Source organism: Micromonospora sp. NBC_00858, assembly GCF_045207365.1.
GTDB lineage: Bacteria > Actinomycetota > Actinomycetes > Mycobacteriales > Micromonosporaceae > Micromonospora.
On record NZ_CP108828.1, the window covers coordinates 2,661,234 to 2,687,430 of the forward strand.

23 protein-coding genes are annotated in these 26,197 nt (G+C 66.8%); 9 read left to right on the plus strand and 14 right to left on the minus strand.

The features are described 5' to 3' along the window. Positions 1-5 precede the first annotated feature (5 nt). Together OG990_RS12555 and OG990_RS12560 are read left to right on the plus strand one after the other, a co-directional pair. Positions 6-671 carry a family 43 glycosylhydrolase gene (locus OG990_RS12555; RefSeq protein WP_406081735.1) on the plus strand — a complete coding sequence of 222 codons (666 nt, stop codon included), beginning with the start codon at positions 6-8 and terminating at the stop codon, positions 669-671. 191 nt (positions 672-862) lie between these two features. Next, positions 863-1,360, plus strand: coding sequence for a GNAT family N-acetyltransferase (locus tag OG990_RS12560; protein ID WP_406080562.1), 498 nt, complete (start codon positions 863-865; stop codon positions 1,358-1,360). Positions 1,361-1,894: 534 nt separating this feature from the next. On the opposite strand, the gene OG990_RS12565 is transcribed toward OG990_RS12560, so the two are convergent. The 3 genes from OG990_RS12565 to OG990_RS12575 form a co-directional block, all read right to left on the minus strand. Next, a complete protein-coding gene (locus OG990_RS12565) occupies positions 1,895-2,833 on the minus strand; it encodes a cyclase family protein (RefSeq protein WP_406080564.1) in 939 nt (312 codons plus the stop codon). A gap of 401 nt (positions 2,834-3,234) precedes the next feature. Beyond that, positions 3,235-3,438, minus strand: a complete 204-nt coding sequence (locus tag OG990_RS12570) for a helix-hairpin-helix domain-containing protein (RefSeq protein WP_406081736.1) — start codon at positions 3,436-3,438, stop codon at positions 3,235-3,237. A gap of 143 nt (positions 3,439-3,581) precedes the next feature. Beyond that, positions 3,582-4,007, minus strand: a complete 426-nt coding sequence (locus tag OG990_RS12575; protein ID WP_328417088.1) for a helix-turn-helix domain-containing protein — start codon at positions 4,005-4,007, stop codon at positions 3,582-3,584. A 115-nt stretch (positions 4,008-4,122) separates the two neighbouring features. Here OG990_RS12575 and OG990_RS12580 point away from each other — a divergent pair, with 115 nt between their 5' ends. From OG990_RS12580 to OG990_RS12590, 3 genes are all read left to right on the plus strand, one after another. Continuing rightward, positions 4,123-4,842, plus strand: a complete 720-nt coding sequence (locus OG990_RS12580; protein WP_328417090.1) for a DsbA family oxidoreductase — start codon at positions 4,123-4,125, stop codon at positions 4,840-4,842. Between the two features lie 103 nt (positions 4,843-4,945). Further along, a complete protein-coding gene (locus OG990_RS12585; protein WP_406080565.1) occupies positions 4,946-5,551 on the plus strand; it encodes an isochorismatase family protein in 606 nt (201 codons plus the stop codon). A 556-nt stretch (positions 5,552-6,107) separates the two neighbouring features. Next, positions 6,108-8,357: a hypothetical protein gene (locus tag OG990_RS12590; RefSeq protein ID WP_406080566.1), complete on the plus strand. Its 2,250-nt coding sequence runs from the start codon at positions 6,108-6,110 to the stop codon at positions 8,355-8,357. A 7-nt stretch (positions 8,358-8,364) separates the two neighbouring features. Here OG990_RS12590 and OG990_RS12595 read toward each other — a convergent pair whose 3' ends face one another. Beyond that, the gene (locus OG990_RS12595) at positions 8,365-9,456 is read right to left on the minus strand and encodes an IS630 family transposase (protein ID WP_406077147.1); all 1,092 of its coding nucleotides are present in this window, start codon (positions 9,454-9,456) and stop codon (positions 8,365-8,367) included. A gap of 166 nt (positions 9,457-9,622) precedes the next feature. On the opposite strand from OG990_RS12595, the gene OG990_RS12600 reads away from it, so the two are divergent. Further along, a complete protein-coding gene (locus tag OG990_RS12600) occupies positions 9,623-10,120 on the plus strand; it encodes a hypothetical protein (RefSeq protein WP_406080567.1) in 498 nt (165 codons plus the stop codon). A gap of 46 nt (positions 10,121-10,166) precedes the next feature. On the opposite strand, the gene OG990_RS12605 is transcribed toward OG990_RS12600, so the two are convergent. The 3 genes from OG990_RS12605 to OG990_RS12615 form a co-directional block, all read right to left on the minus strand. Beyond that, a complete protein-coding gene (locus OG990_RS12605; protein ID WP_406080568.1) occupies positions 10,167-10,817 on the minus strand; it encodes a TMEM175 family protein in 651 nt (216 codons plus the stop codon). Between the two features lie 87 nt (positions 10,818-10,904). Continuing rightward, a complete protein-coding gene (locus tag OG990_RS12610) occupies positions 10,905-11,732 on the minus strand; it encodes a DUF1963 domain-containing protein (RefSeq protein WP_406080569.1) in 828 nt (275 codons plus the stop codon). A gap of 340 nt (positions 11,733-12,072) precedes the next feature. Continuing rightward, a complete protein-coding gene (locus OG990_RS12615) occupies positions 12,073-12,468 on the minus strand; it encodes a VOC family protein (protein ID WP_406080570.1) in 396 nt (131 codons plus the stop codon). A gap of 213 nt (positions 12,469-12,681) precedes the next feature. On the opposite strand from OG990_RS12615, the gene OG990_RS12620 reads away from it, so the two are divergent. Then, positions 12,682-13,272: an SMI1/KNR4 family protein gene (locus OG990_RS12620; protein ID WP_406080571.1), complete on the plus strand. Its 591-nt coding sequence runs from the start codon at positions 12,682-12,684 to the stop codon at positions 13,270-13,272. Positions 13,273-13,340: 68 nt separating this feature from the next. Then, positions 13,341-14,324 (plus strand): hypothetical protein, encoded by a 984-nt coding sequence (locus tag OG990_RS12625; RefSeq protein ID WP_406080573.1) that lies wholly within the window; start codon positions 13,341-13,343, stop codon positions 14,322-14,324. Positions 14,325-14,391: 67 nt separating this feature from the next. On the opposite strand, the gene OG990_RS12630 is transcribed toward OG990_RS12625, so the two are convergent. From OG990_RS12630 to OG990_RS12650, 5 genes are all read right to left on the minus strand, one after another. Then, positions 14,392-15,300 (minus strand): XRE family transcriptional regulator, encoded by a 909-nt coding sequence (locus OG990_RS12630; protein ID WP_406080574.1) that lies wholly within the window; start codon positions 15,298-15,300, stop codon positions 14,392-14,394. Between the two features lie 23 nt (positions 15,301-15,323). Next, on the minus strand, positions 15,324-15,629 hold the full coding sequence (locus OG990_RS12635; protein ID WP_406080575.1) for a helix-turn-helix domain-containing protein: 306 nt from the start codon (positions 15,627-15,629) through the stop codon (positions 15,324-15,326). Next, positions 15,616-15,786 (minus strand): hypothetical protein, encoded by a 171-nt coding sequence (locus tag OG990_RS12640; RefSeq protein ID WP_406080576.1) that lies wholly within the window; start codon positions 15,784-15,786, stop codon positions 15,616-15,618. Before OG990_RS12640 ends, OG990_RS12635 begins: the two co-directional genes overlap by 14 nt. Positions 15,787-15,914: 128 nt before the next feature. After that, a complete protein-coding gene (locus tag OG990_RS12645; RefSeq protein ID WP_406081737.1) occupies positions 15,915-17,105 on the minus strand; it encodes a helix-turn-helix domain-containing protein in 1,191 nt (396 codons plus the stop codon). Positions 17,106-17,313: 208 nt separating this feature from the next. After that, positions 17,314-20,181 carry an NACHT domain-containing protein gene (locus OG990_RS12650; RefSeq protein ID WP_406080577.1) on the minus strand — a complete coding sequence of 956 codons (2,868 nt, stop codon included), beginning with the start codon at positions 20,179-20,181 and terminating at the stop codon, positions 17,314-17,316. 603 nt (positions 20,182-20,784) lie between these two features. Here OG990_RS12650 and OG990_RS12655 point away from each other — a divergent pair. Next, the gene (locus OG990_RS12655; protein WP_406077147.1) at positions 20,785-21,876 is read left to right on the plus strand and encodes an IS630 family transposase; all 1,092 of its coding nucleotides are present in this window, start codon (positions 20,785-20,787) and stop codon (positions 21,874-21,876) included. Between the two features lie 275 nt (positions 21,877-22,151). Here the strand turns inward: OG990_RS12655 and treZ are convergent, their stop codons facing one another. Then, positions 22,152-23,876: a malto-oligosyltrehalose trehalohydrolase gene (gene treZ / locus OG990_RS12660; RefSeq protein WP_406080579.1), complete on the minus strand. Its 1,725-nt coding sequence runs from the start codon at positions 23,874-23,876 to the stop codon at positions 22,152-22,154. Further along, entirely contained in the window at positions 23,876-26,197 is a 2,322-nt protein-coding gene (gene treY / locus OG990_RS12665; RefSeq protein ID WP_406080580.1) for a malto-oligosyltrehalose synthase, read from the minus strand. The genes treZ and treY overlap by 1 nt, the downstream gene beginning before the upstream one ends.

Genomic DNA, 26,197 nt, shown 5'->3' on the forward strand with positions numbered 1-26,197 from the left:
AGATCATCACCGATGGCGGCCGCTACTACATCTACTTCTCCGCCGGACGCGGCACCGCACACCGGATGTACGCGATCAGCTCGGCGTCGCCGGCCAGCGGCTACACGGCCGAGCGGCAGCTCGCGCTGCCCGGCGGCAAGTGGGCCATCGACGGCAGCCTGTTCACCTTCAACGGGCAGCGGTGGTTCGTCTGGTCGGGGTGGGCCGGCGACACCAACATCGAACAGAACATCTACCTCAGCCGGATGAGCGACCCGGTCACCCCGACTGGCAACCGGTACCTCATCTCCCAGCCGCGGGAGAGCTGGGAACGCGTCGTCGGCAACCCGTACATCAACGAGTCCCCCGAGGCGATCAAGGACCCGAACGGGCAACTGCACATCGTCTACTCCGCCAACGGCAGCTGGAGTGACCAGTACTGCCTCGCCGACCTGCGGCTGCGGGCCGGCGGCGACCCGACGTACGTGTGGGATTGGTACAAGTCGAACGGCTGCCTGTTCGGCTCGAACCGGGCCACGATGATGGCCGGCTGGGATCCCACTCTGTACGTGAACGGGCCCGGCCACCACAGCTTCGTCCTGCTCAACGGCGACATCGCCACGAGCCCACCCGCCGGGCCGAGGTTCCCGCTGATGTTCCACGCCGTGCCCAAGGGCACCCCGTACTCCTAGGAGAACCGGTACTGGTACACCGGCACCTTCTGCTGGTGGGGCAACACCACCTACCGCCGCGCGAACGTGCCCGGCCCGACGACCGACACCGGGTTCAGCATCAAGTTCTTCGAGTGATCCGCCGGCCGACAGGACCTGTCCAGCCGTCCGCCTGAATCATCCCGCGCCGACCGGCTGTAGCCTCCGCCCTTATGAGCTGGCTTCCTGATGACTTCATCCACCCCGTGCACGTACCCGTGCCCAACACCGCGCTTCACCTGCGGCCGATCCGGGAGGCGGACACCGCGCTCGACTACCCCGCCGTGATGGGCTCCCGAGAGCGCTTGTGGGAGATATTCGGCCCGGCCTGGGCTTGGCCCCCGGCGACGATGACCTACGACGAGGACCGTATCGACCTGCTGCGCCACGCGAAGGAAATAGCCGCACACGAGTCGTTCAACTACGCGCTGCTGGACGAGGAGGAGACGGCGCTCCTCGGCTGCGTCTACATCGACCCGCCCGAGCGCACCGGCTCCGACGGCGAGGTCTCCTGGTGGGTGGTGGACGACCTGGTCGGCAGCGAGGCGGAGAGCGCGCTCGACGCACTGGTGCCGCAGTGGATCGCCGCCGACTGGCCCTTCCAACAGCCCCGTTACCTGGGCCGCGACATCACCTGGCAGGACTGGCTCGCGCTGCCGCGCGCCTCGTGACACGTCCAAGGGTGCCAGGTGTCGGCGTCCGCGGTGTGAACCGCGGTAGTCAGCTCCGGCTCCTATAGTGGCGCGCATGACTTTCGGGACCACCCAGGCAGTCGACCTATTCCGCGCAGAGGCCGCGAGGCGGAGCATTCCTCCGGCCGAGGTGGAGCGGTGGATGAGCGGTGTCCTCCGCCCGTGCGGGCAACTGGGCCCGGACATCGACGGGCCGGTGGTGGGCCAGTGGGGCGGCAGCCCGACGCTTCCGGTCGACATGCCTCACCCCCCGGATGGCTCCTACGACCCCAACTCCGGGGAGTCCGACCGTGTCAACTGGGCGATTCGGCAAAGGCGATCTGGCCGCACTGAAGTTCGACGGGGTACAGATCTTCACTGACGGAATGTGACCCGATAACGAGGACGGTAGGACCCCGCGACGGCGGTGCAGATCGTGCACTCGTCGCGGCGTAGTGCGCGGGATATCGAGCATCTCGGGTCGGCGCATGACGACGGGCCGTTCATGGCATCGCACCCCCTCGTGAACCGCGGTCAGAATGTGGCGATCGGGTTGACCGGGCTGCCGGAGGTACCGGCGAAGCGGACCGGCGCGACTGCGAGGTGGAAGTCCCACTGGCCAAGCTCGGCAGCCGTAGTCGCGCACACCTCCAGGTCGCAGTTGTCGAGCAGCCACAGACCCATCGCGACGAGACCCACGGCGTGAACCGGCATCAACACGTCTTCGTACCCCGACGGCTGAACGTCCTGGGGGGTGTCAGCGCCGATCAGCGCGACGCCGCGTTCATGTAGCCACGGCAGGCAGGACGCGTGCCAGCCGGCCTGCGTGAAACCGCTGGCCGCACCGGCCTCGTGCCGGACGCGGCCATAGCCGGTCCGCAGGAGTACCGCATCGCCGGATCGCACCCGTACACCCTGGCGACGCTCGGCCTCCTCGAGATCGTCGGGAAACACACCCTGCCCCGGTTCCAACCACGGCACATCGCGGGCCCTCGCAACGTCCAGCAGGACACCACGCGTGATGATCCCGTTCGCCGCCGCCGTGACGGCCGCCCACGCCGATCCCGTTGCGGCGTCGACCAACGAGTGCGACCGCCCGTTGTACATCGTGCCGTCCCAGAAGATGTGGCACGGCGAGTCGACGTGGGTGAGGGTGTTGCCGTGGAACGTGATGCCGAGCCGCTCGGACGAAAAGCCCCAGCGCCGGTCGGCATGGAAGCCGGGCACCGGCATGTTCTCCGCACCCGGCATGTCGGCGGCGCACGGGCACGTCGTCGTCGACCGCTCCATGTCCGCCGGTACGGCAACCTCCCACGCGCAGGACACGCTCCTGCCGTGGCGCACGGCCCGCGCCGCCGCCAGCCGGACGTCGTCGGTGATGTGGTTCAGAGTTCCGCGCTCGTCTTCGTCGCCCCACCGTCCCCAGTTCGACAGCGTGTTGAAGTACTCGAGCACGTCGTCCTGTGTGGGCATCGGTCGCCCTGCCGTCATCCCAGCATCGACTCCTCCGGTCACGCGGTTCGAGGCACCGCAGGTAGGGTATCCCGCCGCTGGATACCCGACGACCTTGCACCGCCGGCGCCGCGATCACCCAAGGTGCGCACTAATTTGAGCCAACGGACCTCAGCCCGTTGTCAGTCCTCGGGTTGCCAGCTCGCTGAGCGAAGGGTTGCCGCCGAGCGCCGCGCGAGCCACCGCCGGCTTGCGCAGCTCGAACACCTCCACCATGAACGTCGGCGATTCGGACCGTTGCTTGATCCCGTCGACCTCCTGCCGGTCAGGGTTGAACGGCAGCGTCCGCCACTGACTCGCGGTTTCCTCCCAGCCAGAGGAGATGGCCTTGGCCAGGCCGGTCGTGAGGTGACGTCGAGTTTCTAACCCAGACTCAGGTTGTGCTGCTTGAGCGCACTCTGGATGATTTCGAGCGCTTTCGGCCCCATGCCGTGCAGCTTGGCCAGTTCGGCGCGCGGCACTCCTGCAAGGTCACGCAGGGCCGTGTAGCCAGCGTTGTCCAAGGCCCGCGTCGCTGGTACACCGATCTTCGGCAGGGTGTCGAGGGAGGAATTCACGCTCTTCATCATGTCGCGTCCAGCCCATGGCTGCACCGTTCTCGCCTGGCGCGCGCCGCGATCAGCCGGACACGCCTCCGGAGGCAAAGGGTCGCGTCAGACGTACGGTGGCCGTCCTCGTACCCACGCCAAAGCCACGTGACGTTGGAGGCTTACGTGACGTTGTCGTACTCCGTCTGGTGGCGGCGGATTTCGGCATGGTGGTCGGCGGACCAGGCCGCCAGGGCCAGGACGGTGGAGAGCAGTGACGTGCCCAGTTCGGTGAGGGCGTACTCGACGCGGGGCGGGACTTCGGGGTAGGAGGTCCGGGTGACGAGGCCGGTGCGCTGCAGGTGCTTCAAGGTCAGCGTGAGCATGCGCTGAGAGATGCCGGGGATCGCGTCGCCCAGGTTCGAGTAGCGGATGGGGCCGTCGGCGAGCGTACCGATGATCAAGACGCTCCACTTGTCGCCGACGAGGTCCAGGACCTCGCGGATGAAATCGGCGTCTTCGTCGTTCCAGTGCGCACAGGGCCCTGGCGCGGCCCGGACGTTCGCCCGGACGTTGGTTCGCCTCCGTCGAAGATCCCCTGCACTCATACCCGCTCCCCCTCCGTCAGCCAGTTGCTACGCACATGAATGTACCTTTTGTGGCTCTCCGATTCTAATGCATGATCTGGCTACGAACAGCCAGTAAGAAACGAGGAGGAGTGCCATGAAGATCGAGTTCTGGTCAGACATCGTCTGCCCGTACTGCGGGCTGATGGATCACCGGCTCCACCAGGCCCTGGACCGGTTCCCGGATGGCGATCAGGTGCAGGTGATCCACCGGTCGTTCCAACTACACCCCGACCTGCCACGGGAGGGTGTCAGTCAACGAGAGTTGATCAAAATGGCCGGGGCCCCCGCGACGACCGTGGACCGGGTCCTGCGGCCGATCGAGCGGGCAGCCAAGGCGGAGGGCCTGACGCCCTACCGCGCGGTCGACCGCACGCTCGGGCCGACCGACCTGGCCCACGAGCTGCTCGCCTACGCGACCGACCAGGGCCGCGGAGCCGAGATCTGGACGGCGATGTTCCGCGCGCACTTCGGGCAGGCCCGCAAGCTGTGGACCGCCGGCGAGGTTCTCGACTTCGCCGCCGAGGTGGGCCTGGACCGCGCCGGGGCCGCCGAGGCCCTGCGTAGCCGCCGCTACCGCGCCCGCGTGGCGGCCGACCAGCGCGAGGCACAGCGCCTCGGGGCCCGCGGCGCGCCGTTCCTCGTGTTCGATGGCCGCTTCGCCGTTCCCGGGGCGATCGGCGTCGACGACCTGCTCGCGGTCATCGCCAAGGCGTGGGCCGAGAGCCATCCCACGCCACAGCCGCTGCCGGTTGTCGCTGATGCCGAGGGCATGTGCGCCCCGGACGGGTGCGCGGTACCCGACCGCACCATCTGAGCCGCGGGCGACGGATTCCCCGCGCTACCAACCCGAGCCGACCGCTCGGGGCAACAGACACGGACCCACGAGGGTTCGCCATCCCGAATTGGAGTTACCAGCCATGTCCGATCTGAAGGCGCAGGACAGTGCTCTGATCCTGATCGACCACCAGGTCATCTCGATGGGGTTCATCAAGACCCAGTCGCCCGACGTCGCCAAGTTGAACAGCATCACCCTTGTGAAGGCCGCGAAGGTCCTCGACATCCCCAACGTCTGGACCAGCAGCACCGAGGACGACAACCAGGACTGGTGGATGCCCGGGCTGGAGGAGATCAACCCAGAGGCCTACGCGAACCGGATCAAGCGCACCGGCATCATCGACTCCTGGGACGACCCGAACTTCGTCCGGGCCGTCGAGGCCACCGGCCGCCGGACCCTGATCATGGCCGGCACCACCCACGACGGCTGCCTGATCTACACCGCCCTCAGCGCCAAGCGGGCCGGATACGAGGTCTACGCGGTGCTCGACGCCGGAGGATCAGTGTTCCAGACATCCGAGGAGGCGGCGCGACTGCGCATGATGCAGGCCGGCGTCATCCTGACCACCACCGCCGCAGTCCTCGGCGAACTCGCCAAGGACTGGGCCACTCCGCATGGCCAGCAGATTCGTCAGATTCTGGCCGACAACTTCAAGACCGTACTCGGTGGATTTGGGTTGGCGAAGTAGGCGCAGCGCCCCAGCGGGCCCGGCGGCAGGCTGCGTGCAGCCCGCGCCGGGCCCGCTTTCATGGGCGGCGCAGAGCGATCAGCCGCCGATCATGCGGGCGGGCACCACACCGGCCAGCGTCGTCAGTCGCGCCACGCCGGCCGGCGCCGGGTGACCCCGGGCGACGTCGGCGATCACGGTACGCGCCAACGGCCTGCACCGAACCTCAGCCGGCGCAACATTTTCCGCGTCGACCAGCGCGCGTGCGGCTCCGCGCAGGTCACCAACCTGGAGGTACGCCCGCGCGGCATCGATCAGATCCGGATGCCTGTCCGCCGTCGGACCTCAGCCAAGATCGATGGCTGGTGGCGTACCGCTCACGATCGCCTGCCATATCGAGCCGCAGCGGATGTCACTTTAACCCGCCATACATATAGGCGTGCATGCATAGGCGGCTAAGTCCGGCGGGACCTCGGACAACGATGTCGGTGGATATTGTTGCGAAATCTTTGTTCGGGACGCATAGACGGAGGTGTCGGTGAGGCACAGAAGACGATGGCGCTCAAGACTTGCCGCTGTGGTTGCGGCACTGGTCGCCGCACAGGTGGCGCTCGTCGCCGCCCCGGCGTCGGCAGAGGAGAAACGCCTGTGGGAGGTGGAGGTCGCCAAGATCCCCACCGCCAAGTACACCCGCGACGCCAAGGTCTACATCACCGAGTCCCTCCAGGCCCTCCGGCCATACGTGGACGGCGGGCTGGGAGACAGCCGGATCGCCCCGGTGCTGGCGGACATCGAGAGCCGGTATTTCGACGGCGCCCGGCTCAAGAGCGCCGCCGACGGTGCGACGGTGTTCGACAACCTCCAGCATCTGGAATCGTTCCTCAAGAGCCGGCTCTCCGGTGCCAGCCCGCCCAACGGCGAGGCTGAGCAGGCACATGTGATTGCGCTGGTGGAGACTCTGTCCGGGTTGCGCCTGCTGGCGGACGCCGCGATCCAGGACGCCGAGGCGACGATCGGGCCGTTCCGGGCCAGCCCGCCGCCCGCGCCCGCCCCAGCTGGGCTGGCCGAGGCTTTCGCGGACCTGGATGCGGCCAAGGCCAGCCTCGCCAAGGCCGACACGATGCTGGTCAAGGCCAATCCGGAGCCGGCGACGGTCCACGCATCGAAAGCCTGGGACGACGGCTTCCGCGTGTTGACCCGGCTGGGCATCACCTACAACGGCGACCACGATGGCGACGGAGTCGTCGATGTGGTGGAGCTGCGGTTCGGGTCCAGCCCGCTGCTGGTCGACTCCGACGGTGACGGGTTGACCGACAAGTTCGAGATCACCGAGTTGGCTGGCTGGACCCGGCCCAACGCGGTCGACACCGATCAGGACGGGGTCGCCGACGGCGCGGAGGACGTCGACGGCGATGGGCTCACCAACCTCGACGAGCAGCGGCTCGGTACCTCGCCCACCGACCCGGACACCGACGGCGACGGTGCCACTGACGGTGCCGAGGTGGCCCAGGGCAGCAATCCGCTCGTGGCCGACCAGCCACGCGCTCCGCCGACACCCGGCAACGTCCCGCCGATCGTCCCCACCCCCACTGACACCGACACCGACGGCGACGGCCTGCCGGACCTCGTGGAGGAGGACGGCCTCACCGATCCCGCCAACGTCGACACCGACGGCGACGGGCTCTCGGACTTCACCGAGGACGACCTCTCGATCAACCCACGCGTTCAGGACACCGACGGGGATGGTCTACGCGACGACTACGAGGTCGCCAACGCCGAATCCCAGGGCCTCGACCCTGGCCGATTCGACGAGCAGATCAGCAAGTGGACGTACGTTTCCGACTTCCTGCTCGGCATGTTCGCCGGCGACTTCGCCGAGAAGGACTCGATGGCGTGGCTCGCCGGCAACCTGTGTAGCGGCGGGCTGAGCGTCATCCCGGTCGTCGGCTGGATCCTCGGCGGGCTCGCCGACATCCGCGACACGATCGCCGCGCTCATCCACGGCGAGTGGGTCAGCGCGGGTCTCAGCATCCTCGGCGTCGTCCCCTACGTCGGTGACGCGGTCGCGATCCCCGCCAAGGTCGCGAAGTTCGTCCTCAAGTACACCCACCGCCTCACGCCAGCGGCCCGGTTCGTCGCCAAGTACGACAAGATCCCCGACACCGTCAAGGAGCTCACCTACGAGCTCATCATGCCGGAGGTCTGGGCAGCCCTCGTCGAACCGGAGGGTCTGGCAGCAGCCGCCAGCAGAATCAGCAAGAGCAACTTCAATCGGCTGCTCAGTGGTGAGCGCACCGACCTCCAGAAGATCCACTTCGCGCTCAAGGCGGTGGGCAGCAACGGGCAGAATCTGCACGTCCCCGGCCCCGACGTCAGGTGGGCCACGGGCCGTAACGACGGTCAGAACATCTTCGTCGACGAACTCATGGGCTACCGTGACGACACCACTCGCGGCCGGCCCCAGCTCTGGCTGCGGCAGGCCGGCGAGCCAGGGCAGTTCGAGCCCAGCGGCCGGTCGACCGACTATGGCGAGTACAGCCCTGAGGGCTGGGTCATCCACGAGGTCAAGACCGGCGTCCCGACCGAGCACGACCGCCACAACCTCATCCAGTGCGATGAGGACAAGTGGTACTCCGACCCGGCCAACCAGGACAAGATCCTGGAGGACAACAAAATCAACCCGCAGTTCCGAAACACAAAGATCAAGGGAGCCCACTGGCACTTCATGCCACATGGTGGGTATAACTCACTCGGCCCATCCGATCTTGTGCTGGATTGCCTGAAGAAGAACAACATCCCCTTCACCATCCACTTCCCGCTGAGCTAGTGCCTCGTCATGCAGCCTTGAACGGGTAATCCGGGTGGCGGATCTTGGAGTTGGTGGCATATCCGGTTTTTGGTCGGGCGTGCTGGTTGCGCCATCGGATGTAGTCGCCGATGGCGGCGTCCTGCTCGGCGTGGGTCCGGTGGTCGGTGCCGTTGAGCGCGAAGTACCGCACGGCGGCGAACTCGGCTTCGATCCAGTTCAGCCAGGACGCGTAGGTCGGCAGGAACACCAGCTCGACCTGGTTGGCTTCGCACCAGGCGCGGACCTCGGGGTGCTTGTGCGGGGAGAAGTTGTCCAGGATGACGTGCAGCGTCTGGTCGGGCCAGCGGCGGCGCAGGGTCTTGAGGAAGCTGAGGAACTCGCGCCACCGTTTGCGGTCGCGGATGCGGTAATGCAGCCGGCCGGTGGCCAGGTCCAGGGCGGCGATCATGTGCCGGACCCCTTGGTCGCGGGTGTAGGTGGCCCGCAGCCGCACCGGCTCGCCCTGCGGTCGCCAGGCCCGGCCGGGGCGGGGTTGCAGGTTCAGCGGCCCGAACTCGTCGACGCAGATCACGCGCCCGTCGGCAGGTGGATGGTCGTAGAGGTCCAACACGCGGCGCATCTTCGTAGTGAAGTCGGGGTCGGTGCTGGCCTTCCACGTCTTCGTGGCCTGCCAGGACACCCCGCGCTCGTGCAGGATCCGCCGGACGGTCTCCACGCTGATCGTGCTCACGCGGCCGGTGTCGATCAGGTAGTCGCGCAGCTTGGCAAGTGACCAGCAGGAGAACGGCCGGCCGAGGAAGCGGGGGTCGCACCGGGCGATGACGCAGATCCAGTCCCGGGTCTGCTCATCGATCCGTCTCGGTGCGCCCCCGCTCCATTTTGGGTCCAGCGCGTCGAACCCCCGCTCGTTGAACGCGTGGATCACGTCCCGCACGTAGTCCTCGGTCACCTTGAGCAGGTGGGCGATGTCCGGCGCCGGCTGCCCCTGGGCGGACATCAGCACCACGATCGCCCGTCGCAGCTTCACCGGATCCTTCGCCGTCCGACCGATGCGCTGCAACCGCTGCCCCTCGGCCATCGAAACCTGCCGGACGAACACCTCCGGGCGTCTACCCACTGGCCACCACCTCCCAAGAATCGTTGGGAGACAGCCTGCCCGACACGTCCTCAGAACCGACGGATTACACGATCAACGTTCAAAGACGAGGCACTAGCCGGGTTCCGTCGGGGGCCGGGCCGCCAGCCCGGCCCCCGACGCGTTCACCACAAAGGACCATGAACCGATGACATCTGAACTACCCGCGTACGCGGTGCCGGGCATCGAGTCCGAGGATCCCACCGGCGACCCGGGCTACTACTTCTACCGCGTCGACCGACTCGCCGGCTTCCCCCCGGTCGCCGCGGCCATCGGCCGCACCCCGAGCCTCATGCCGGCGATCTGCTCGGACGACAGCCAGATGCGGGAGGCGTTCGCCCAGAGCAGCGCCGCGCTCTGCCGGCAACTCTGGGTCGGTACTGACGACGGGCTGCACTGGGAGTTGAGCTTCGGCGACGGCGTGAAGTTCATCGTCGACACTGGAGACGAGCCCGTGGATCTCCTCCGGGACGCTCTCGTGGCGCAGCCCCGCGTCAGCTCCGTCGAACACTATTGCGACGAGAACTTCAAGGTCGAGACGACGCAGGTGCTGCGGGCCGACGAGGTGGCCGCCTACTTCATCGACACGGTCGTCACCGCCCACCGCGAGTTCGCCCGCCGCCAGGGCATCGACCTGCCGTACTGAGGCCAGCACGCGCGCTGAGCGCCACGATCGGATCATCAGGTTCGGTTTAGCCGCGCCGGTCGTTGGCCTTGTGGTCCTCGCCGTACTCGCCGCGGATGGGCAGGTAATAGGCGGGCAGGAAGCCGGCGATGATGGCGACGCCCGCGATCGGCACGAACGCCCCGACGAGGATGCCGGAGCCGATCCAGACCAGCGCGAGCGCGAATCGGCGGCCGATGGCCCGAACGCCGAACGGACCGAGGCTGGGGTCCAGCAGTTTCGCGCGGCGGAGATGGGCCCAAGTGATGTTGAACAGGGCGGCCGCCGTCCACAGTGTGGCGCCGTAGACGACGACCGCCGTACGCAGGCCCTGCTCCGCGCGTAATGCGCCGGCGAGTAGCGATGTGGAGAACGGCAGGAACGCGATGACCATCAAGAGCAACGTGTTGAGGAACAAGACCTCACGGTCGACGTGCCGGACGCGATCGAACATGACGTGGTGATTGACCCACACCTGCCCGATGAGCAGGAAGCTCAGCGCGTACGCCAGGTACGACGACCACAACGCCCCGAGGCCCCGCAGGAGATGCCCGAAGTCCTCCGGCGGTTGGATCTCCAGCACGAGAAGCGTCACGGCGATGGCGAAGACAGCGTCGCTGAAAGCCACCAGCCGGCCCGGATGACGCACGAGCTGCGGAGTGTCGCTTTTGGAAAGCATGCTCTATGCTATTTATCCGGTTCTGCCACGCTCGCCCGCAGCCCGCTCGTGGGCCAGGTGCGTCGAGGCACCCGGCCTGTCGTGCGCTCAGGGATTCCAGTCCACGACGGCGTACACGCCGTCGAAGCGCCGCGCGGCCAGTTCGTCGCGCTGGATCCCCCAGTAAAGGGCGGCACCGCCTGGCCTCATCTCCGAGCTGCACAAGAACTCGGCCAGCAGCACCCAGTCCTCGACGCGCGGTGAGGGGCTGCCGGAGCCCCTCCAGTAGCCCAACTGCTCCGCCTTTCCTGCGTACTCCGCGACGACTCCGAGAGGACCGTCATTTCCGCGGAAGTCGCAGGCCGAGGCGTGCCCACCAATCTGCACGCCGCCCCACTTGCTGCTGATGGGGGCCTTACTACTCCAATAATCGATCAGTTTGGGGTTGAGATGCGCCGGGGTGTGTGAGGGCAGGGAGACGTCGATCGTCAGGTGTATGTCGCCCTGTGGGTAACTTTGGCAAACCTCGAGAAATTCCTCGTCCTCGTCCTCGTCGAGTTCTTCGTCCTTCGGCGGTTCCTCGACGGCTACGCCAGCCGGGACGTATAAGGCCGAGCCCTGCGAGTAGTAATCGCCGCCTTCGGGATAGCCGAAGAGCAGCAGTTGACCGTCGGGCGGTAGTGGAAGATCCGTCGCCTGCCTGGGCAGGGCCGCGCAGTCGATGGTGGCGACGAGGGGATCTCCGGGAACCTGGGTGCCCCGGGGAACCATCGCGGTGCCGCCGAACCGGCCGACGACCGGCCCGTCTCCGCCGGGCGTCAGTGTCCCGCAGGGAATGGCGGTGGCGATCCATCGTTCGACATCGTCGGCCGGGAAGCCTTGTTGGAGTGCATCGGCGCGGATCTGCGCTAACTGCTGAGGCATGGTCAAAATCACGTGGGCAGCCTAGTACGGCAGCCCTTTGAGATAGCGCTGGTCGGGAGGGGTGGACGCAAGGCGGCCACCGCATGATCGTCTGTACCTTGTGGACATAAGGCCGGCTGCCCCTGGGCGGACATCAGCACCACGATCGTCCGGCGCAACTTCACCGGGTCCTTCGCGGTCCGTGTGATCCGCTGCAACCGTTGACCCTCGGCCATCGACACCTGCCGGACGAACACCTCCGGGCGTCTGCCCACCGGCCACCGCCTCCCACAGCGCCATACGTTGGGAGACAGCCTGCCCGACGGCTTCTCAGAACCGACGGATTACACGATCAACGTTCAAAGACGGGGCACTAGTTCTGCGGCGCCAGGGTGCGCAGGACGCAGAACTCGTTGCCCTCGGGGTCTGCCATGACCACCCAGTTTCGGTCTGCGCCCTGGCCCACATCCGTCCTGGTCGCGCCGAGGCCGAGCAATCTGGTCACCTCGTCCGCGGTGCTGCCGTCGATCGGGCTGACGTCGAGGTGAAGCCGGTTCTTTCCGGTTTTGCCCTCGGGCACCTGGATGAACACCAGGGTGGGCGACATCTGGCGGGCCCGAACATCCTCGATGGTCGGCACCCAGGAGCCGATCTCGACCTTGCCCTCGCTCCGGTCGATCACCTTGAAGTCCAGAACCTCGCACCAGAAGGCCGCCAGTCTCTCCGGATCGTGGCAGTCAACGGCCAACTCGGTGAACCTACTTGTCATGACTCTCCCTGATAGCGCGAACGGCGCTCAGAGTATGCCGCCCGTCCGACAGCTCTGAGATCCTCCTGACATGCCAACGGGCGGCGCCGAACCTCGGCCGGCGCGACGCCGACCAGCATGACCCTCCAGGCGGGGACCACCCAGGACCCAGGTGGTGAACACGGTCATCTCCAATGTCCCTGGTCCGTGAACTGCTGAGACAAAGGAACGACAATGAACTGGACAGACCGGATCGTTGACGCGACCAGGTGGCGTCAGGAGCCTTCCGGCGGCGACTGGGCCGACGTCGAATCCGAACTCGGGGTGACACTGCCGACCGATTACAAGGAGATCTACCGCCGCTTCGGACCGGGATCGTTCTCGGCATACCTGTACGTTCTGCCGCCGACCGCCGATCAAGGTTCGACGTCACTGCTCGGGACCTGGCGGAGGTATCGGCAGGACAACCGCAAGGGCGACATGATCGACCAGTTCCTCGCGCCCTACGGGCTGTATGAGCCGGACAAGGGACCGGGTCTGATCCGCTGGGCTTCGGACCAGACCGGGGGCGAGTACTTCTGGCTGGCTGACCGCTCGGTGGACGCCGACCGGTGGCCGTTGATTGTCCGAAAGGACCCGCTGGAGCCGTGGCACCGGCTCGATATGTCCTCGGCGGAATTCGTGTATCGACTGATTGCGGATCCAGAGTTCAAGCCCTTCACGGTCGCTGATCCGCCGCGGCGGGCGTTCTATCTACCAGCCGGACAAACCATTTCGAGCGCTGAGGAATGGGATGCCTTCACTGACCCGGACCGGGAGAGCTGACCTCGGGTGACACCACGGACAGATGAGTGCGCGCTACCCTCTGCCGCACGGTGACAGGGGGTGGACCGGTGGATCATCGGCTGCGCCGTGTTTCGATGCTGCTGCTCGGCGCGGTGCTGCTGGGCACGGTCGGCCTTAGCGTCGGTTCCTGGTACGGCGGCCGCGGCGTCACGCCGCCCACCTATGACCAGGCGCGGAAAGTGGCGGCGGAGGTGCTCCCCGATGAGGTGCCGTACGACTCGAACCAGGTCGTGAATGGCTCCCGGTTCGACGTCAACTTCGCTGCCGACGACTTCGGCTCGGGTCAGGTTGACTTCTGGTACCACGACCGCGCTGACTGCGCGCTGTCTGAGCAGTTGCGACGCAGCACCGCGAAGCAGGGGTGGCAGGGCCTCCGTCGCGTGCCGGGCTACCTGTGCGACGGCTGGCGGGCCGAGAGGGACGGGCTGACGGTCACGCTCAACCACTCGGCGAGCGGGTCGACGTTGACCGTCGCACCGGCCGTACCCAACGGGTTCCTCGCCGTCACGGTCGCTGGCGCCCTCCTCGGTGCCGCCGCCGGCGCGACGCTGTTCTGGCTGGTGGCACGGCAGCGTCCACCCGTACCCCTGCTGGTCGGCACCCTGGTGACGGTCGGCCTACTCCCAGGCGTCGCCGTCACCTGGATGATGACCACAAAGCTGCTCACCGAGCCTGTGTGGCCCGTCTGGCCGGCGCTCGCTCCCCTGCTGGTGCCGCTGTGGCTCGTGCTCCTGGCGGTGGCCGTGTACGTCCGCCCCAGGCGACAAACCCAGACCGACTCTGCCATCGGCTCTCCTGGCATGGACGCTGAAGCAGGTGCCAAGGCTGTGGTGGCTTCGCCCAGCGGCACACGGATGACGGTGACATTGGCTCTTGTGTGTGGCCTGACCCCCTTCGTGGTCGCTGCCGCCCTCATCCTTCTGTTCCTTCGAGCACAGCCCGCTCGTGCGGCGTCCGAGCCCGTTGTGCCGGGGCCTAAGGATGCGACGGTCAGCACTACGTCCGACACCTATTGGGCCGCCACAGACTAGGGAAGCAACCCAAGCGCCAACAGGGGTGGTTGATACCCGGCGACACGGCTCGTGAAGGCGGGGCCGGTTATCGGGTCAGGCCGACCAGCGTCGCCAGTCGCGCCACGCCGGCCGGCGCCGGGTGACCCCGGGCAACCTCGGCGATCACGGTACGCGCCAGAGGCCGGCACCGAACCTCGGCCGGCGCGACGCTGTCCGCGTCCACCAGGGCGCGTGCGGCGCCGCGCAGGTCACCAACCTGGAGGTACGCCCGCGCGGCATCCACCAGGTACGCGCCCCGGTACTCAGCCGGCAGCCGCCGCCACGCCTCCCGCCGGATCACGGTCGCGTGCCGCCGCACCGCCTCGACGGCGTCACCGCGCTGCGCCGCCAGCACCACCCGCGCCAGGTCGACGGCGATCGGCCCGAAACTGGTCCGGTGCGTGTCGTCGTACCCCCTGATTTGGGCGGCGACCCCCGCGGCCCGGTCGGTCAGCTCCTCGGCGCGGCAGCCGTCGCCGCAGCCGGCGGCGGCCAGGGCGGCCTGGAGCAGCAACGTCCCACCCACGGCCCACTCCCCCACCGGCCGCCGCGACCCGGGCGCGCCCTCACCTCGGTGATCATGAGGTTGACGGACGGTTTGATCTCCACGAAGCTCGCCAACCTCATGATCACCGAGGCGGGTGGGGGGTGGGAGGACGCGGTTTGCGGCGGTGAGCGTCGCGGCTAGGGCCAGGCGGTCCCGGCCCGACGCGCGCAGTGCCTGGCCGACCGACACGGCCGCCGTCGCCGCGAGGACTCGGGCGTCGCCCGCCACGGCCATGGCCCGGTCGGCGGCCAGCCACCCGAGGTCGGCCTCGCCGAGCTTCACCAGCACCGACGAGGTGATCCGGTACGCGTGCACCAGCAGCTCCGCTGACTGCGCGCCCTGGGCGGCATCGAGCAGGCCCGGCAGCACCCGCACCAACTGCGCGTAGTGCGCGTGTTGGTAGCTCAACCAGGCGTACCCGACCTGCCTTCTTACCTCTTCCGTCGTCCGGTCTGGCCCTTGCGGCGGGCGAGGGCGGTCCGGATGTCGTCCACCCCGTCCGGCGTGCCGGCCGGGGTGCTCCGAGGCTGGCCGAGCAGCACCTCTGGATCGACCCGCAGCACGTGGGCCAGCTCCTGGATAACCGAGTACCGGTCCAGGGCTCGGACGCCCCGCTCGACCTTGTCCACCCAGCTCTTCGACCTACGCAACCGGTCGGCGAGCATCTGCTGCGTCATCGACCGCCGCACCCGCCAGCGCGCCACTCGCCGGCCGATCGGCAGGTCATCGCTGGTCACGCCGCCACCGCCGGTCCGGGACCGCGCGGGTCGTGTCCTCCACCGGTACGCGCTCCGCCTCGGCCTGGGCCAGGAGGCGCTGTTTGGCGGCCTCCCGCTCGGCCACCTCCGACTGTTTGCCTTTGTTCTCCGGAGCGTCGTCGTTCTGACTGCTCATGCCCGCCTCCTCGGCAGAGGCCCAGCGGTGATGCTCAGGATCGACCACCGACACACCAGGCCAACGGGACGCGAGTTCGTCCCAAACCGGACAGTAGGGCGGATTGGTGATGGCGGGATTACTGCCAGTTATGCGGCCAGGTTGATGCCGATGCGACCGGCGAGCAGCCGCAGCTCGTCGGGGATGGCGCGGCGCTGAGCACGTTGTGCCAGCGTCACCACGGCATCGCGGGCGAGTGGGTTGATGGCGAACGGGACCGGTGCGGCCCGCTCAGCCTGCACGAATGCCGCCAGCGCCTCGGCGTCCCGGCGACCACCGTCCGCCAGCGCTCGGCCGACGTCGAGCCAGTAGGACTGCTGGCGGATGGATGCCGTGAGCACCTGCGGTCGGACCGTCCGGGACAGCTCGATCACACGGCCGGACTCGCCCTGCTCCGCGGCGATGGACATCTCCCAGAGCTGCACGTTGGTCGGCCCGAACCCACAGCCGTTGAACCCGGCACCATCTGTCGGATCCCCTAGCGTCGCCGCCTCGCGGGCTGCCTCGGCGAGATGGTCGCGAGTCACGTCCAGGCGGCCGCTCACTGCCGAGGTCAGCGCGGCAGTGAGGTGGAGCTGTCCGAGCACCTGTCGCACTCGCTCGTCGGCGGCGTCGGCTTGCAGCTCGGCCAGCGACCGGTCCGCAGCACGGGAAGCGAGTGGTGCGGATTCAATCGGCAGGCTTTGGGCGTAGGCGAACCTGGCCGCGCCGATCCACGCCGAATCTGCGGAGTCCTCGGCGACCGATACCGCGAGGCGGGCGGCGTTGAGGGCCAAGTGGCGATAGCCGAGGTTCCGCAGGCAGGTGGAGGCTTGGTAAGTGGCCTGGACGAGCACTATGCCGCCTACGGCGGCGGCTCCGAGTAGCAAGCTGGGGAGCATGCGAGCCATGGCCGGGTAGTTGCACGAGGTGCGGAGCCGATCGGTCCGGGCAATCTCGGCAGCCAGGCGATCCTTTGTGTAGGTCGACGGGCGGCGTTCGCCGTCCTCGATCTCGATCAGGGCCGACCAGATCGCCGGTACGCACTCGGCGGCGCTCTCGCGGGCCGGGTCACCGGACTCGGTGCCCTGGCCGAGCAGGTCGGCCACCGTGACCTGGAGTGCGGCAGCGAGAGCGACCAGAGTGGAGCGACGGTCGATGGTCTTCCTACCCGACTCGACCTGAGACACGTAGGACTGGGTGACGCCAGCGAGCCCGGCGAGGACGGCCTGAGTCATTCCGCCACGGCGCATCCGCCAGTAGCGAATCCTGGCTCCGATGGTGTCGGGCTTCACCGCCATGCTTTCACCCCCTCCCAGATCGAGGACGCGGACAGCTACCTCTACCCGCCCACGAGCGGACGGTACACCGTCCTTCCGATGACCGAGCGCCTCCGGGACATTCGCGACCGGCCGCCGCCAGACCCAAACCCTGACCCCATGCAACCGGTCGACGTCTTTGAGGAGACAATCGCCATCTACTGACAGAAACGGCGAATCATCGCGAATCTTAGCTGCGCGCAAGGAAAACAACTTCGTTGGGAGGCAGCTCGCCTCGCCGCCGCCATTCAAGCACACAAAGCTCGCTTGTTAGTTGAGCCAAGGTTGGGTGCCAATGCGCCCTCCGTTGGTTACCCTGGAAGAATCCTCGGCGCCCTTGAAGGGGAAGCTTGCGTGGACTGACAGGGGCGGAGTCGTGCATAGGTTCTCGTAACTCCAGAGCAGCTGACGCCGACGCGATGCGCGCAATCACAAGCAGATGCCTTATGTTCGAGGGGTCGAAATTTCCTACCTGCTGACCTTCGTCATTTTGGGCGACCGGCTCGCCGACACCCTTGTCTGATACCAATCCTCGTAGAATACCTGCTATCGCGGCAATGAGGCGAGGCGCGCCTGATTCTTCGTGCTGTATCCGTTGATGCCGCATTCCGCCGTACAATGCGTCGAGCTTTTTGAACATCTGTTCGACGCTCAAGGCGTTCTTCTGCAGAGGGTAGGCGAACATTGGCAGACCGGGCAGGTCGCTGCCAATCGCGCCAAGGGAGTTTCCGCGCCAATCATCGTATCGTATAGAAGCGGTGCTGTTCTTGCCCAGAATGGAATCCTTGACCGTCAGCGTAAGCTGGGAAGCACTGAGAGTGAATTGCACGTTGGGGGGCGGGGTGCGGAAATCCAATCCGCTGGCGAGGCTCACTAGCGCCGCAAATCTATGCGGGATATTTCGTTCAATCGCATACAACACCCGATGGTTCGGACTCTCATCATCACTCTCGTCTTCATGCGAAATGAATCGAAGGAAAGCGGCGGCGTCCTGGCGCAATTGATCTCGCACACGTCTTTCGAATTCTGGGACCGGCGGTAAATGCTCGGTAAAGAGGCCCGGGGCGTTAGCCGGACGCGAAGTCCAAATTGCGTGACCCGATGTTATCAACAGGTCGTCCGAGACGGCCATCCTCACTTCCTCGGATGTTGGCAGCCGGACCTCGCCCACGATGCTCGACGCCCACCGAACAAATTGCTGTACCTGCGATTCTCCATTGATAAGCGCTGGGCGCTGAGGGTCGCCTAGAAGAGCCGTGTCGGACCGCCGGGGGATTGACAACTTGTACTCTCTGACTGAAATCGGGGTCCTGCTGAGCCAGGCATCTTCCCTAGCTCGAACCGCTTCTCGCATGGTCCGTCCGAGTATTACCGTCGCCGCCATGATGCGAGACTCCGTGCTGCCAGTCGCCGCATTCGAGCTCAATGCCTCCTCAAGCTCTGCCCGCAGCTCCGGCGATAGTTCGCGCGCTTCATCTGCACAACCGACGGCAAGTTCGAGTGCCGCTTGGTTGGCGGCTTCCCTTAGGCAAGCTGCCACCACGGAATCAGCGCCCAGTTGTGCGACATATAGCAGGGTGGTTTCACGCCACCAAGGGTCGGTGACGCGCTCGACGAGCACTGACTCCAACTTCTTTTCAGCAATGTACCGCGAGCATAGAAACTCTTGAAAAGTGAGGTGAGGAAAAGCGTAGATTCCGGCCTCCTTTTCTAGGAGTAGTCCGCACTCGTCTCTAATGACTTGCAAGAAGTCGCGGGGATCAAGACGAATACTCATCCGCCCTAGATGCGGCGCGATAATTGTGGCTGCCTCCTCGGCCGTGATCCGGACTCGCCTCCTCTTCATCATCTCGAAGGCGAGGTGCTGAATCACATATTCTTTCTGATCAACGCTTAGGTCACTTGAGATCCGCTTCGCGTCCTGTCGTCGACCTAGAAGTACCTGGCATATCTCGCGATACAGTTCAGCGCGTGTACCCGGGAGCGCTCCACGGTAGTAGTGAACATGGGCGATCATTGTTAAAAGCAACGGGTTAACCGAAAGCGTGTGAAGATTGATATTTGAGCGCAATCGCCGCATCAAATCCTTGGCGCCATCCTGCGCTCTGAACGTAACCCCAGCATCGATTCGGCCTGCTCGTCGTCTTTCAGTGGCCAAATACCACTGATGAACAAACAGGTCGATCTGATGCTCAGTGAACGGGCGAACGCGAGCCGATGTAGCGCGACTGACCGGATACGATTTGTAACCATATGGCCTCGAGGTTACTACGAAATAGTTGTTTGAATAGATAGCGATTTGCCGGTCGACCCAATCAACAACTTGTCTCCGGTCTTGGGGCTCCACAACCTCATCCAGCCCGTCGAGCATGACTACGCACCGCCCCCTTTCGAGCTGTCGTTCGAACCAGCGGGGCGGGTCGGCTGCGGCTGGTGACCCCATAAGCGAAGACCTAAGCAGCGAAGCGACGGTAACGTCACTATTCTGAATGATGCTCTTAGTATGCTCCCTCAGGAATAGCAGAATCGGCATCTTCGCCCTCGGTGCCCCGAGGCGTCGGGCCTTTCTGCCTCGATGCAACATGGTCAAGGTCATATATTTGAGGAGCGTCGTTTTTCCGCTTCCCGGTGGACCTAGTATTGCCAGTGGGTCCGGTCGATTTCCGTGCCGGCGTAGCAGCTTCCACACGTGAAGCCGGATTCCTGGCAAGAATCGGTCAATTTGAGGCTCTCCTCCCTCAAGCAGACCGCTAGGTATTTCGTGTATGTGTTGCGGGAAAAGGCTGATGTCTACGAATACCTGATCCGCCGCAAGTGAGTATATCCCCCGTAGTGGAAGGCCCTTTAAATCCATGTCGAGGTACAGTTCACGCAGGTATCTCTGATATTTTCGGCCATATCGAGAGAATGTCCGTATGAGCCACTGATCGACTATGTTAACGAATCTGTCGGACCATCGCTTCTGGAGCTCCTGCATGATCTTCCCAAGGAAAATCCACAGAAAGAGAGCTACCTCCCAGACGATGATACCGCCAATTAGGATGGAGGGGTTATCCATGTAGCGATCCTTCAGAAACGCTACCCCTGCTGTCGGAGGCAGAACCGCAGCAAGAAACGCCGCAGCGAGTGCTGCTCGATTGGGTTGAGGCGGATTGGACACGTTTATCCTCGGACTCTAGCAGGGCTGTGGCCGGGGTTGCAGTCGATGTCGGAGGGACTCATCTCAGTAGATCAATCCGAGGGGCGGCTTCTTGGGGGACTTTTATTTGAGCCAAGACTGTGCTTCAAAAATCGGATCACGGCAACCAGAAGTACGACAATTCCGTCTCGGATTAGTGTCGACATTGCGACACAACCGTCGACGGCAATGTGGCTTCCAATCGGGCAGCATCTGACTCCGACCTGTGAGAACGTTGTCGTCGCGGACCTCTGCGACGGTGCCGGTCACATCGTCAGCCCGTACCGAGCAGCAGTCGACTAACGGGCCCAGACCGATCGGGTGAGGAGCTGCGGGAGGCCTCGGTGTTGCAGGCATGGGTTCAAGGCGACCTGAGGCTTAGGTGACTAGTGCCTCGTCTTTGAACGTTGATCGTGTAATCCGTCGGTTCTGAGGACGTGTCGGGCAGGCTGTCTCCCAACGATTCTTGGGAGGTGGTGGCCAGTGGGTAGACGCCCGGAGGTGTTCGTCCGGCAGGTTTCGATGGCCGAGGGGCAGCGGTTGCAGCGCATCGGTCGGACGGCGAAGGATCCGGTGAAGCTGCGACGGGCGATCGTGGTGCTGATGTCCGCCCAGGGGCAGCCGGCGCCGGACATCGCCCACCTGCTCAAGGTGACCGAGGACTACGTGCGGGACGTGATCCACGCGTTCAACGAGCGGGGGTTCGACGCGCTGGACCCAAAATGGAGCGGGGGCGCACCGAGACGGATCGATGAGCAGACCCGGGACTGGATCTGCGTCATCGCCCGGTGCGACCCCCGCTTCCTCGGCCGGCCGTTCTCCTGCTGGTCACTTGCCAAGCTGCGCGACTACCTGATCGACACCGGCCGCGTGAGCACGATCAGCGTGGAGACCGTCCGGCGGATCCTGCACGAGCGCGGGGTGTCCTGGCAGGCCACGAAGACGTGGAAGGCCAGCACCGACCCCGACTTCACTACGAAGATGCGCCGCGTGTTGGACCTCTACGACCATCCACCTGCCGACGGGCGCGTGATCTGCGTCGACGAGTTCGGGCCGCTGAACCTGCAACCCCGCCCCGGCCGGGCCTGGCGACCGCAGGGCGAGCCGGTGCGGCTGCGGGCCACCTACACCCGCGACCAAGGGGTCCGGCACATGATCGCCGCCCTGGACCTGGCCACCGGCCGGCTGCATTACCGCATCCGCGACCGCAAACGGTGGCGCGAGTTCCTCAGCTTCCTCAAGACCCTGCGCCGCCGCTGGCCCGACCAGACGCTGCACGTCATCCTGGACAACTTCTCCCCGCACAAGCACCCCGAGGTCCGCGCCTGGTGCGAAGCCAACCAGGTCGAGCTGGTGTTCCTGCCGACCTACGCGTCCTGGCTGAACTGGATCGAAGCCGAGTTCGCCGCCGTGCGGTACTTCGCGCTCAACGGCACCGACCACCGGACCCACGCCGAGCAGGACGCCGCCATCGGCGACTACATCCGATGGCGCAACCAGCACGCCCGACCAAAAACCGGATATGCCACCAACTCCAAGATCCGCCACCCGGATTACCCGTTCAAGGCTGCATGACGAGGCACTAGCTCACGCCTGGGACGACCGTATGGCGAAACGTAGCGACGAGCGATCGCCGCAGGTACCGTCCGGAGTGGCGACCGCCCGGCGAGAGGCCGGCCGAAGCAGTCGAGCCCACCTACGTGGAGTCGACGATGAATGGTCCCCACGGCTCAGCGCACCCTCGCCGCCCATAGGGCGCACACCGCTTCGAAGCGGCGCGTACTTTACTTAGCGGTTCTACAAGGAGAGCATGAAGCGCCGTAAAAGTTAAGTGCACGGACGCCCAGACGTTAGAGCGCCACGATCGCCGCCGTCTCCGCTGGCAACTGGATCCGGTCACGCATCACCGTGACACCCTCCCCCGTGGCCAGCAGCACCCGCCGCGCCACCCCCGGCAACGAGATCCCCTGCCCCCGCCCAGCCAGGTTCGCCACCACAAGCGTCTCCCCCCGCCGCATCAGCAGGAACTGGTCCCCATGCTGCACCGAAACCGCGTGCAACCGAGGATCAGACAGGTCCGGCAACGACCGACGCAGAGCGATCAGCCGCTGGTAGAACGACAACATCTCCCGATGCTCCGGCTTGTCCAGCTCCGCCCAGTCCAACCGCGACCGCACAAACGTCTGCGGATCCTGCGGATCAGGCACGTCCCTCTCAGCCCACCCGTGCGAGGCAAACTCCCGACGCCGCCCCAGAGCCACCGCGGTAGCCAACTCCGGCTCCGGATGCGACGTGAAGAACTGCCACGGCGTAGACGCCGCCCACTCCTCCCCCATGAACAGCATCGGCGTAAACGGCGCGGTCAACAGCAGCACAGCCCCCACGCGCAAGAGAGAGGGCGACAGCGAAGCCGAGATCCGATCACCGGTAGCCCGGTTGCCGATCTGGTCGTGGTTCTGCAGGTACGCCACCAGCCGGTGCCCAGGGACGCGCGGGTCCAGAGGCCGCCCGTGGTGGCGGTTGCGGAAGCTGGACCAGGTGCCGGCGTGGAAGAAGCCGCCGGTCAGCACGTCCGACAGGGTCTCCAGCGACCCGAAGTCCCCGTAGTAGCCCTGCCGCTCCCCCGTCAGCAACGTGTGCAACGCGTGGTGCGCGTCGTCGTTCCACTGGGCGTGCAGCCCGAAACCACCCGCCTCGCGAGGGGTGATCAGCCGTGGATCGTTGAGGTCGGATTCGGCGATCAGTGACAGCGGGCGGCCCAGGTGGGTGGAGAGCGCTTCGACCTCGATGGCCAACTCTTCGAGCAGCGGAACCGCTCGCGTGTCGGGCAGGGCGTGTACGGCGTCCAGGCGCAGGCCGTCGACGTGGTAGTCGCGCAGCCACATCAGCACGCTGTCGATGATGTAGCGGCGTACCTCGTCGGAGCGCGGGCCGTCCAGGTTGACCGAGCGGCCCCAACTGTTGCTCTGCTCGGCGAGGTAGGGCCCGAACCGCGGCGCGTAGGCCCCGGAGGGCCCGAAATGGTTGTAGACGACGTCGAGGATCACCCCCAGCCCCTTGGCGTGGGCGGCGTCGACGAGGCGTTTCAGGCCGTCCGGGCCGCCGTAGGGCTGGTGCGGGGCGTACCAGCAGACGCCGTCGTACCCCCAGTTGTGTTCGCCGTTGAAGGCGTTGACCGGGAGCAGTTCGATCAGGTCGACGCCGAGCGAGACGAGGTGGTCGAGGCGGTCGATGGCCGCGTCGAAGGTGCCCTCCGGGGTGAAGGTGCCGACGTGCAGCTCGTAAAGGATGCTGCCGGGCAGTTGCCGCCCGGTCCACGAGCTGTCGGTCCACTCGAAGGCGGCGTGGTCGTAGCGTCGGCTCGGCCCGTGCACTCCCGCAGGCTGCCATGGCGACCGGGGGTCGGGCAGCGGAGTCTCGTCGTCGTTCAGCAGAAAGGAGTAGTCCAGGCCGGCGTCGGGCACCTCGACCCGCCACCAGCCGTCGGCGGCGGCGCGCATCTCGTGGTCGGCGGCGCCGGCCAGGCGCAGCCGAACCCGGGTGGCGTCTGGCGCCCACACGGTGAATTCGGTCATCACGCAGCCTCCGCGGGATCGGTGGGAGGAGCCAGCAGTGCGACGGGATAGTCGGCCAGCAGATCGGCCAGGGAGGTCTCTCCGCCACTGTAGACCCGGCCGGTGAACAGGTCCTTCACCTCGTTAACGGGAAGCGACAGGAATGTGTCGCACCACCCACCGGCCCGCGCCAGGCCCAGCGGCAGGCGGGTCGCCACGGCGATCGCGCCACCCCGGTCGAACGCCACCACGTGCCGGCCCGCCGGCCCGTGCGCCGGCACCGGCCGGTAGCCGGTGAACAGCTCCGGGTGCGCCCGCCGCAGCCGCAGGGTCCGCGACACCACCAGCAGCTTCGCCGCGCCGTCGGTGTCGATCGGCGGCTGCCAGCCGCCGTCCAGACGCGCCAGCATCTCTCGGCGTACGTCGAAGTCGACCGGGCGGCGGTTGTCCGGGTCGACCAGCGAGTTGTCCCACAGCTCGGTGCCCTGGTAGGTGTCCGGCACCCCGGGCATGGCGAGCTGCACGAGCTTCTGCCCCAGCGAGTTGCACCAGCCGGCCGGGGTGATCGCCGCCGCGAGTTCGGTCAGCTCGTCGTGCAGGCTCGGGTCGTCGTACATCGCGTCGACCACGCCGTGCAGCGCCCGCTCGAAGACCGGGTCGGGGTCGGCCCAACTGGTCGAGGTCGCCGCCTCCCGGGCGGCCTTCTCGACGTACGCGTGCAGCCGCTCCCGTTCGATCGGCCAGGCGCCGACGGCGGTCTGCCAGAGCAGGTGGGCGAACGCCGGGTCGGGCAGCGGCGCGCACTCCATCCACGCGGTGACCTGCTCGCCCCAGCGGCCCGGCAGCTCGCTGAGCACGGCCATCCGGGCGCGGACGTCCTCGCTGCGCTTGGTGTCGTGGGTGGAGACGGTGGTCATGCTGGCTGGCCAGCGGACCTGCCGGGCGGTGGCGAAGCGGTGGAACTCCGCCGGCGGCACCCCGAAGTGGGCGGGCGTGCCGCCGACCTCGTTGAGCGCCACGAACCGGGTCCAGCGGTAGAACGCGGTGTCCTCCACGCCCTTGGCCATCACCGCACCGGTCAACTGGGGGAATCGCTGCGCCAGCTCGTCGTCGGGGTCGCGCAGCCGCCGGGTGACCGCGTCCAGGGCGGTGGTCAGGTCGGGGCGACGCCGGCCGGCCTCGGAGCGGGCGGCGGCGAGGTGCCGGGCGCCGTGCGGCGGGTAGCCCCGGTAGACCGGGAACGCGGCGGCCAGCTCGGCGAGCGCGGCCCGCGCCTGCTCGCTCGGCACCTCGGGGGCGAGCGCGGCCAGCCGGGTCAGCTCGGCGGCGAGCAGCCGGGTGGCGGCGGCCAGCTTGGTGTCGTGGGTCAGGTTTTCCCACGAGGTGTGCTGCCCTACGAGGCGGGTGTCCAGCACCGTGAAGTCGCCCTCGGCGTCGGGGTCGACGAAGAGCCCGTTGACCGCGGCGAGGGCGTCGTAGCCGGTGGTGCCGTCCACCGGCCAGTCCGGCAGCTCCTCGCCGTACTCCAGGATCTTCTCCACGATCAGCCAGGCCTCCGGCGCGGCCTCCCGCAACCGGGTCAGGTAGCCGCCCGGGTCGCGCAGCCCGTCCGGGTGGTCGACCCGGATGCCGTCGACCTCCCCGTCGGCGGCCCAGCGCAGGATCAGCTCGTGGGTGGCAGCGAACACCGCCGGGTCCTCCACCCGCAGCCCGGCCAGGCCGGAAACGGCGAAGAACCGGCGGTACGTCAGCTCGGCGTCGCCGCGCCGCCAGGAGACCAGCTCGTAGTGCTGCCGGTCGTGCACCTCGCGCGCGCTGCCGTCGCCGGTGCCGTCGGCGACCGGGAACCGGTGCTCGTGGTAGCGCAGCTCGGAGTCGACGAGCTTGAGGTCGTCCAGGGCGGCCGGGTCGTCGGCCAGCACCGGCAGCAGCAGCCGGCCCCGGTCCCAGTCGATGTCGAACCAGTCGGCGTACGCCGAGGCGCGACCCCGACGCAGCACGTCCCACCAGGCGGGGTTGGCCGGCGGTACGGCCACCCCGGCGTGGTTGGGCACGATGTCGACGACCAGGCCGAGCTTCTTGTCGCGCAGCGCGCGCAGCAGCCGCTGCCGACCGGCTTCACCGCCCAGCTCCGGGCTGACCGCCCGGGGGTCGACCACGTCGTAGCCGTGCGCGGAGCCGGGGGTGGCCGTCAGCAGCGGGGCGCTGTAGAGGTGGCTGACGCCGAGGTCGGCGAGGTAGTCGACGATCCCGGCGGTGGCGTCCAGGTCGAAGCCGGGACGGATCTGCACTCGGTAGGTGGCTGTCGTCTTCCTCTGCTCGGGGTGAGGGGGCACCGCCAT

Coding starts and splice junctions, on each gene's coding strand:
- OG990_RS12560 (WP_406080562.1), top strand. CDS start 863: ATGAGCTGGCTTCCTGATGACTTCATCCACCCCGTGCACGTACCCGTG.
- OG990_RS12565 (WP_406080564.1), bottom strand. CDS start 2,833: ATGCCCACACAGGACGACGTGCTCGAGTACTTCAACACGCTGTCGAAC.
- OG990_RS12570 (WP_406081736.1), bottom strand. CDS start 3,438: ATGAAGAGCGTGAATTCCTCCCTCGACACCCTGCCGAAGATCGGTGTA.
- OG990_RS12575 (WP_328417088.1), bottom strand. CDS start 4,007: ATGAGTGCAGGGGATCTTCGACGGAGGCGAACCAACGTCCGGGCGAAC.
- OG990_RS12580 (WP_328417090.1), top strand. CDS start 4,123: ATGAAGATCGAGTTCTGGTCAGACATCGTCTGCCCGTACTGCGGGCTG.
- OG990_RS12585 (WP_406080565.1), top strand. CDS start 4,946: ATGTCCGATCTGAAGGCGCAGGACAGTGCTCTGATCCTGATCGACCAC.
- OG990_RS12600 (WP_406080567.1), top strand. CDS start 9,623: ATGACATCTGAACTACCCGCGTACGCGGTGCCGGGCATCGAGTCCGAG.
- OG990_RS12605 (WP_406080568.1), bottom strand. CDS start 10,817: ATGCTTTCCAAAAGCGACACTCCGCAGCTCGTGCGTCATCCGGGCCGG.
- OG990_RS12615 (WP_406080570.1), bottom strand. CDS start 12,468: ATGACAAGTAGGTTCACCGAGTTGGCCGTTGACTGCCACGATCCGGAG.
- OG990_RS12620 (WP_406080571.1), top strand. CDS start 12,682: ATGAACTGGACAGACCGGATCGTTGACGCGACCAGGTGGCGTCAGGAG.
- OG990_RS12640 (WP_406080576.1), bottom strand. CDS start 15,786: ATGAGCAGTCAGAACGACGACGCTCCGGAGAACAAAGGCAAACAGTCG.
- OG990_RS12645 (WP_406081737.1), bottom strand. CDS start 17,105: ATGGCGGTGAAGCCCGACACCATCGGAGCCAGGATTCGCTACTGGCGG.
- OG990_RS12650 (WP_406080577.1), bottom strand. CDS start 20,181: ATGGATAACCCCTCCATCCTAATTGGCGGTATCATCGTCTGGGAGGTA.
- treZ (WP_406080579.1), bottom strand. CDS start 23,876: ATGACCGAATTCACCGTGTGGGCGCCAGACGCCACCCGGGTTCGGCTG.
- treY (WP_406080580.1), bottom strand. CDS start 26,197: ATGGCGGTGCCCCCTCACCCCGAGCAGAGGAAGACGACAGCCACCTAC.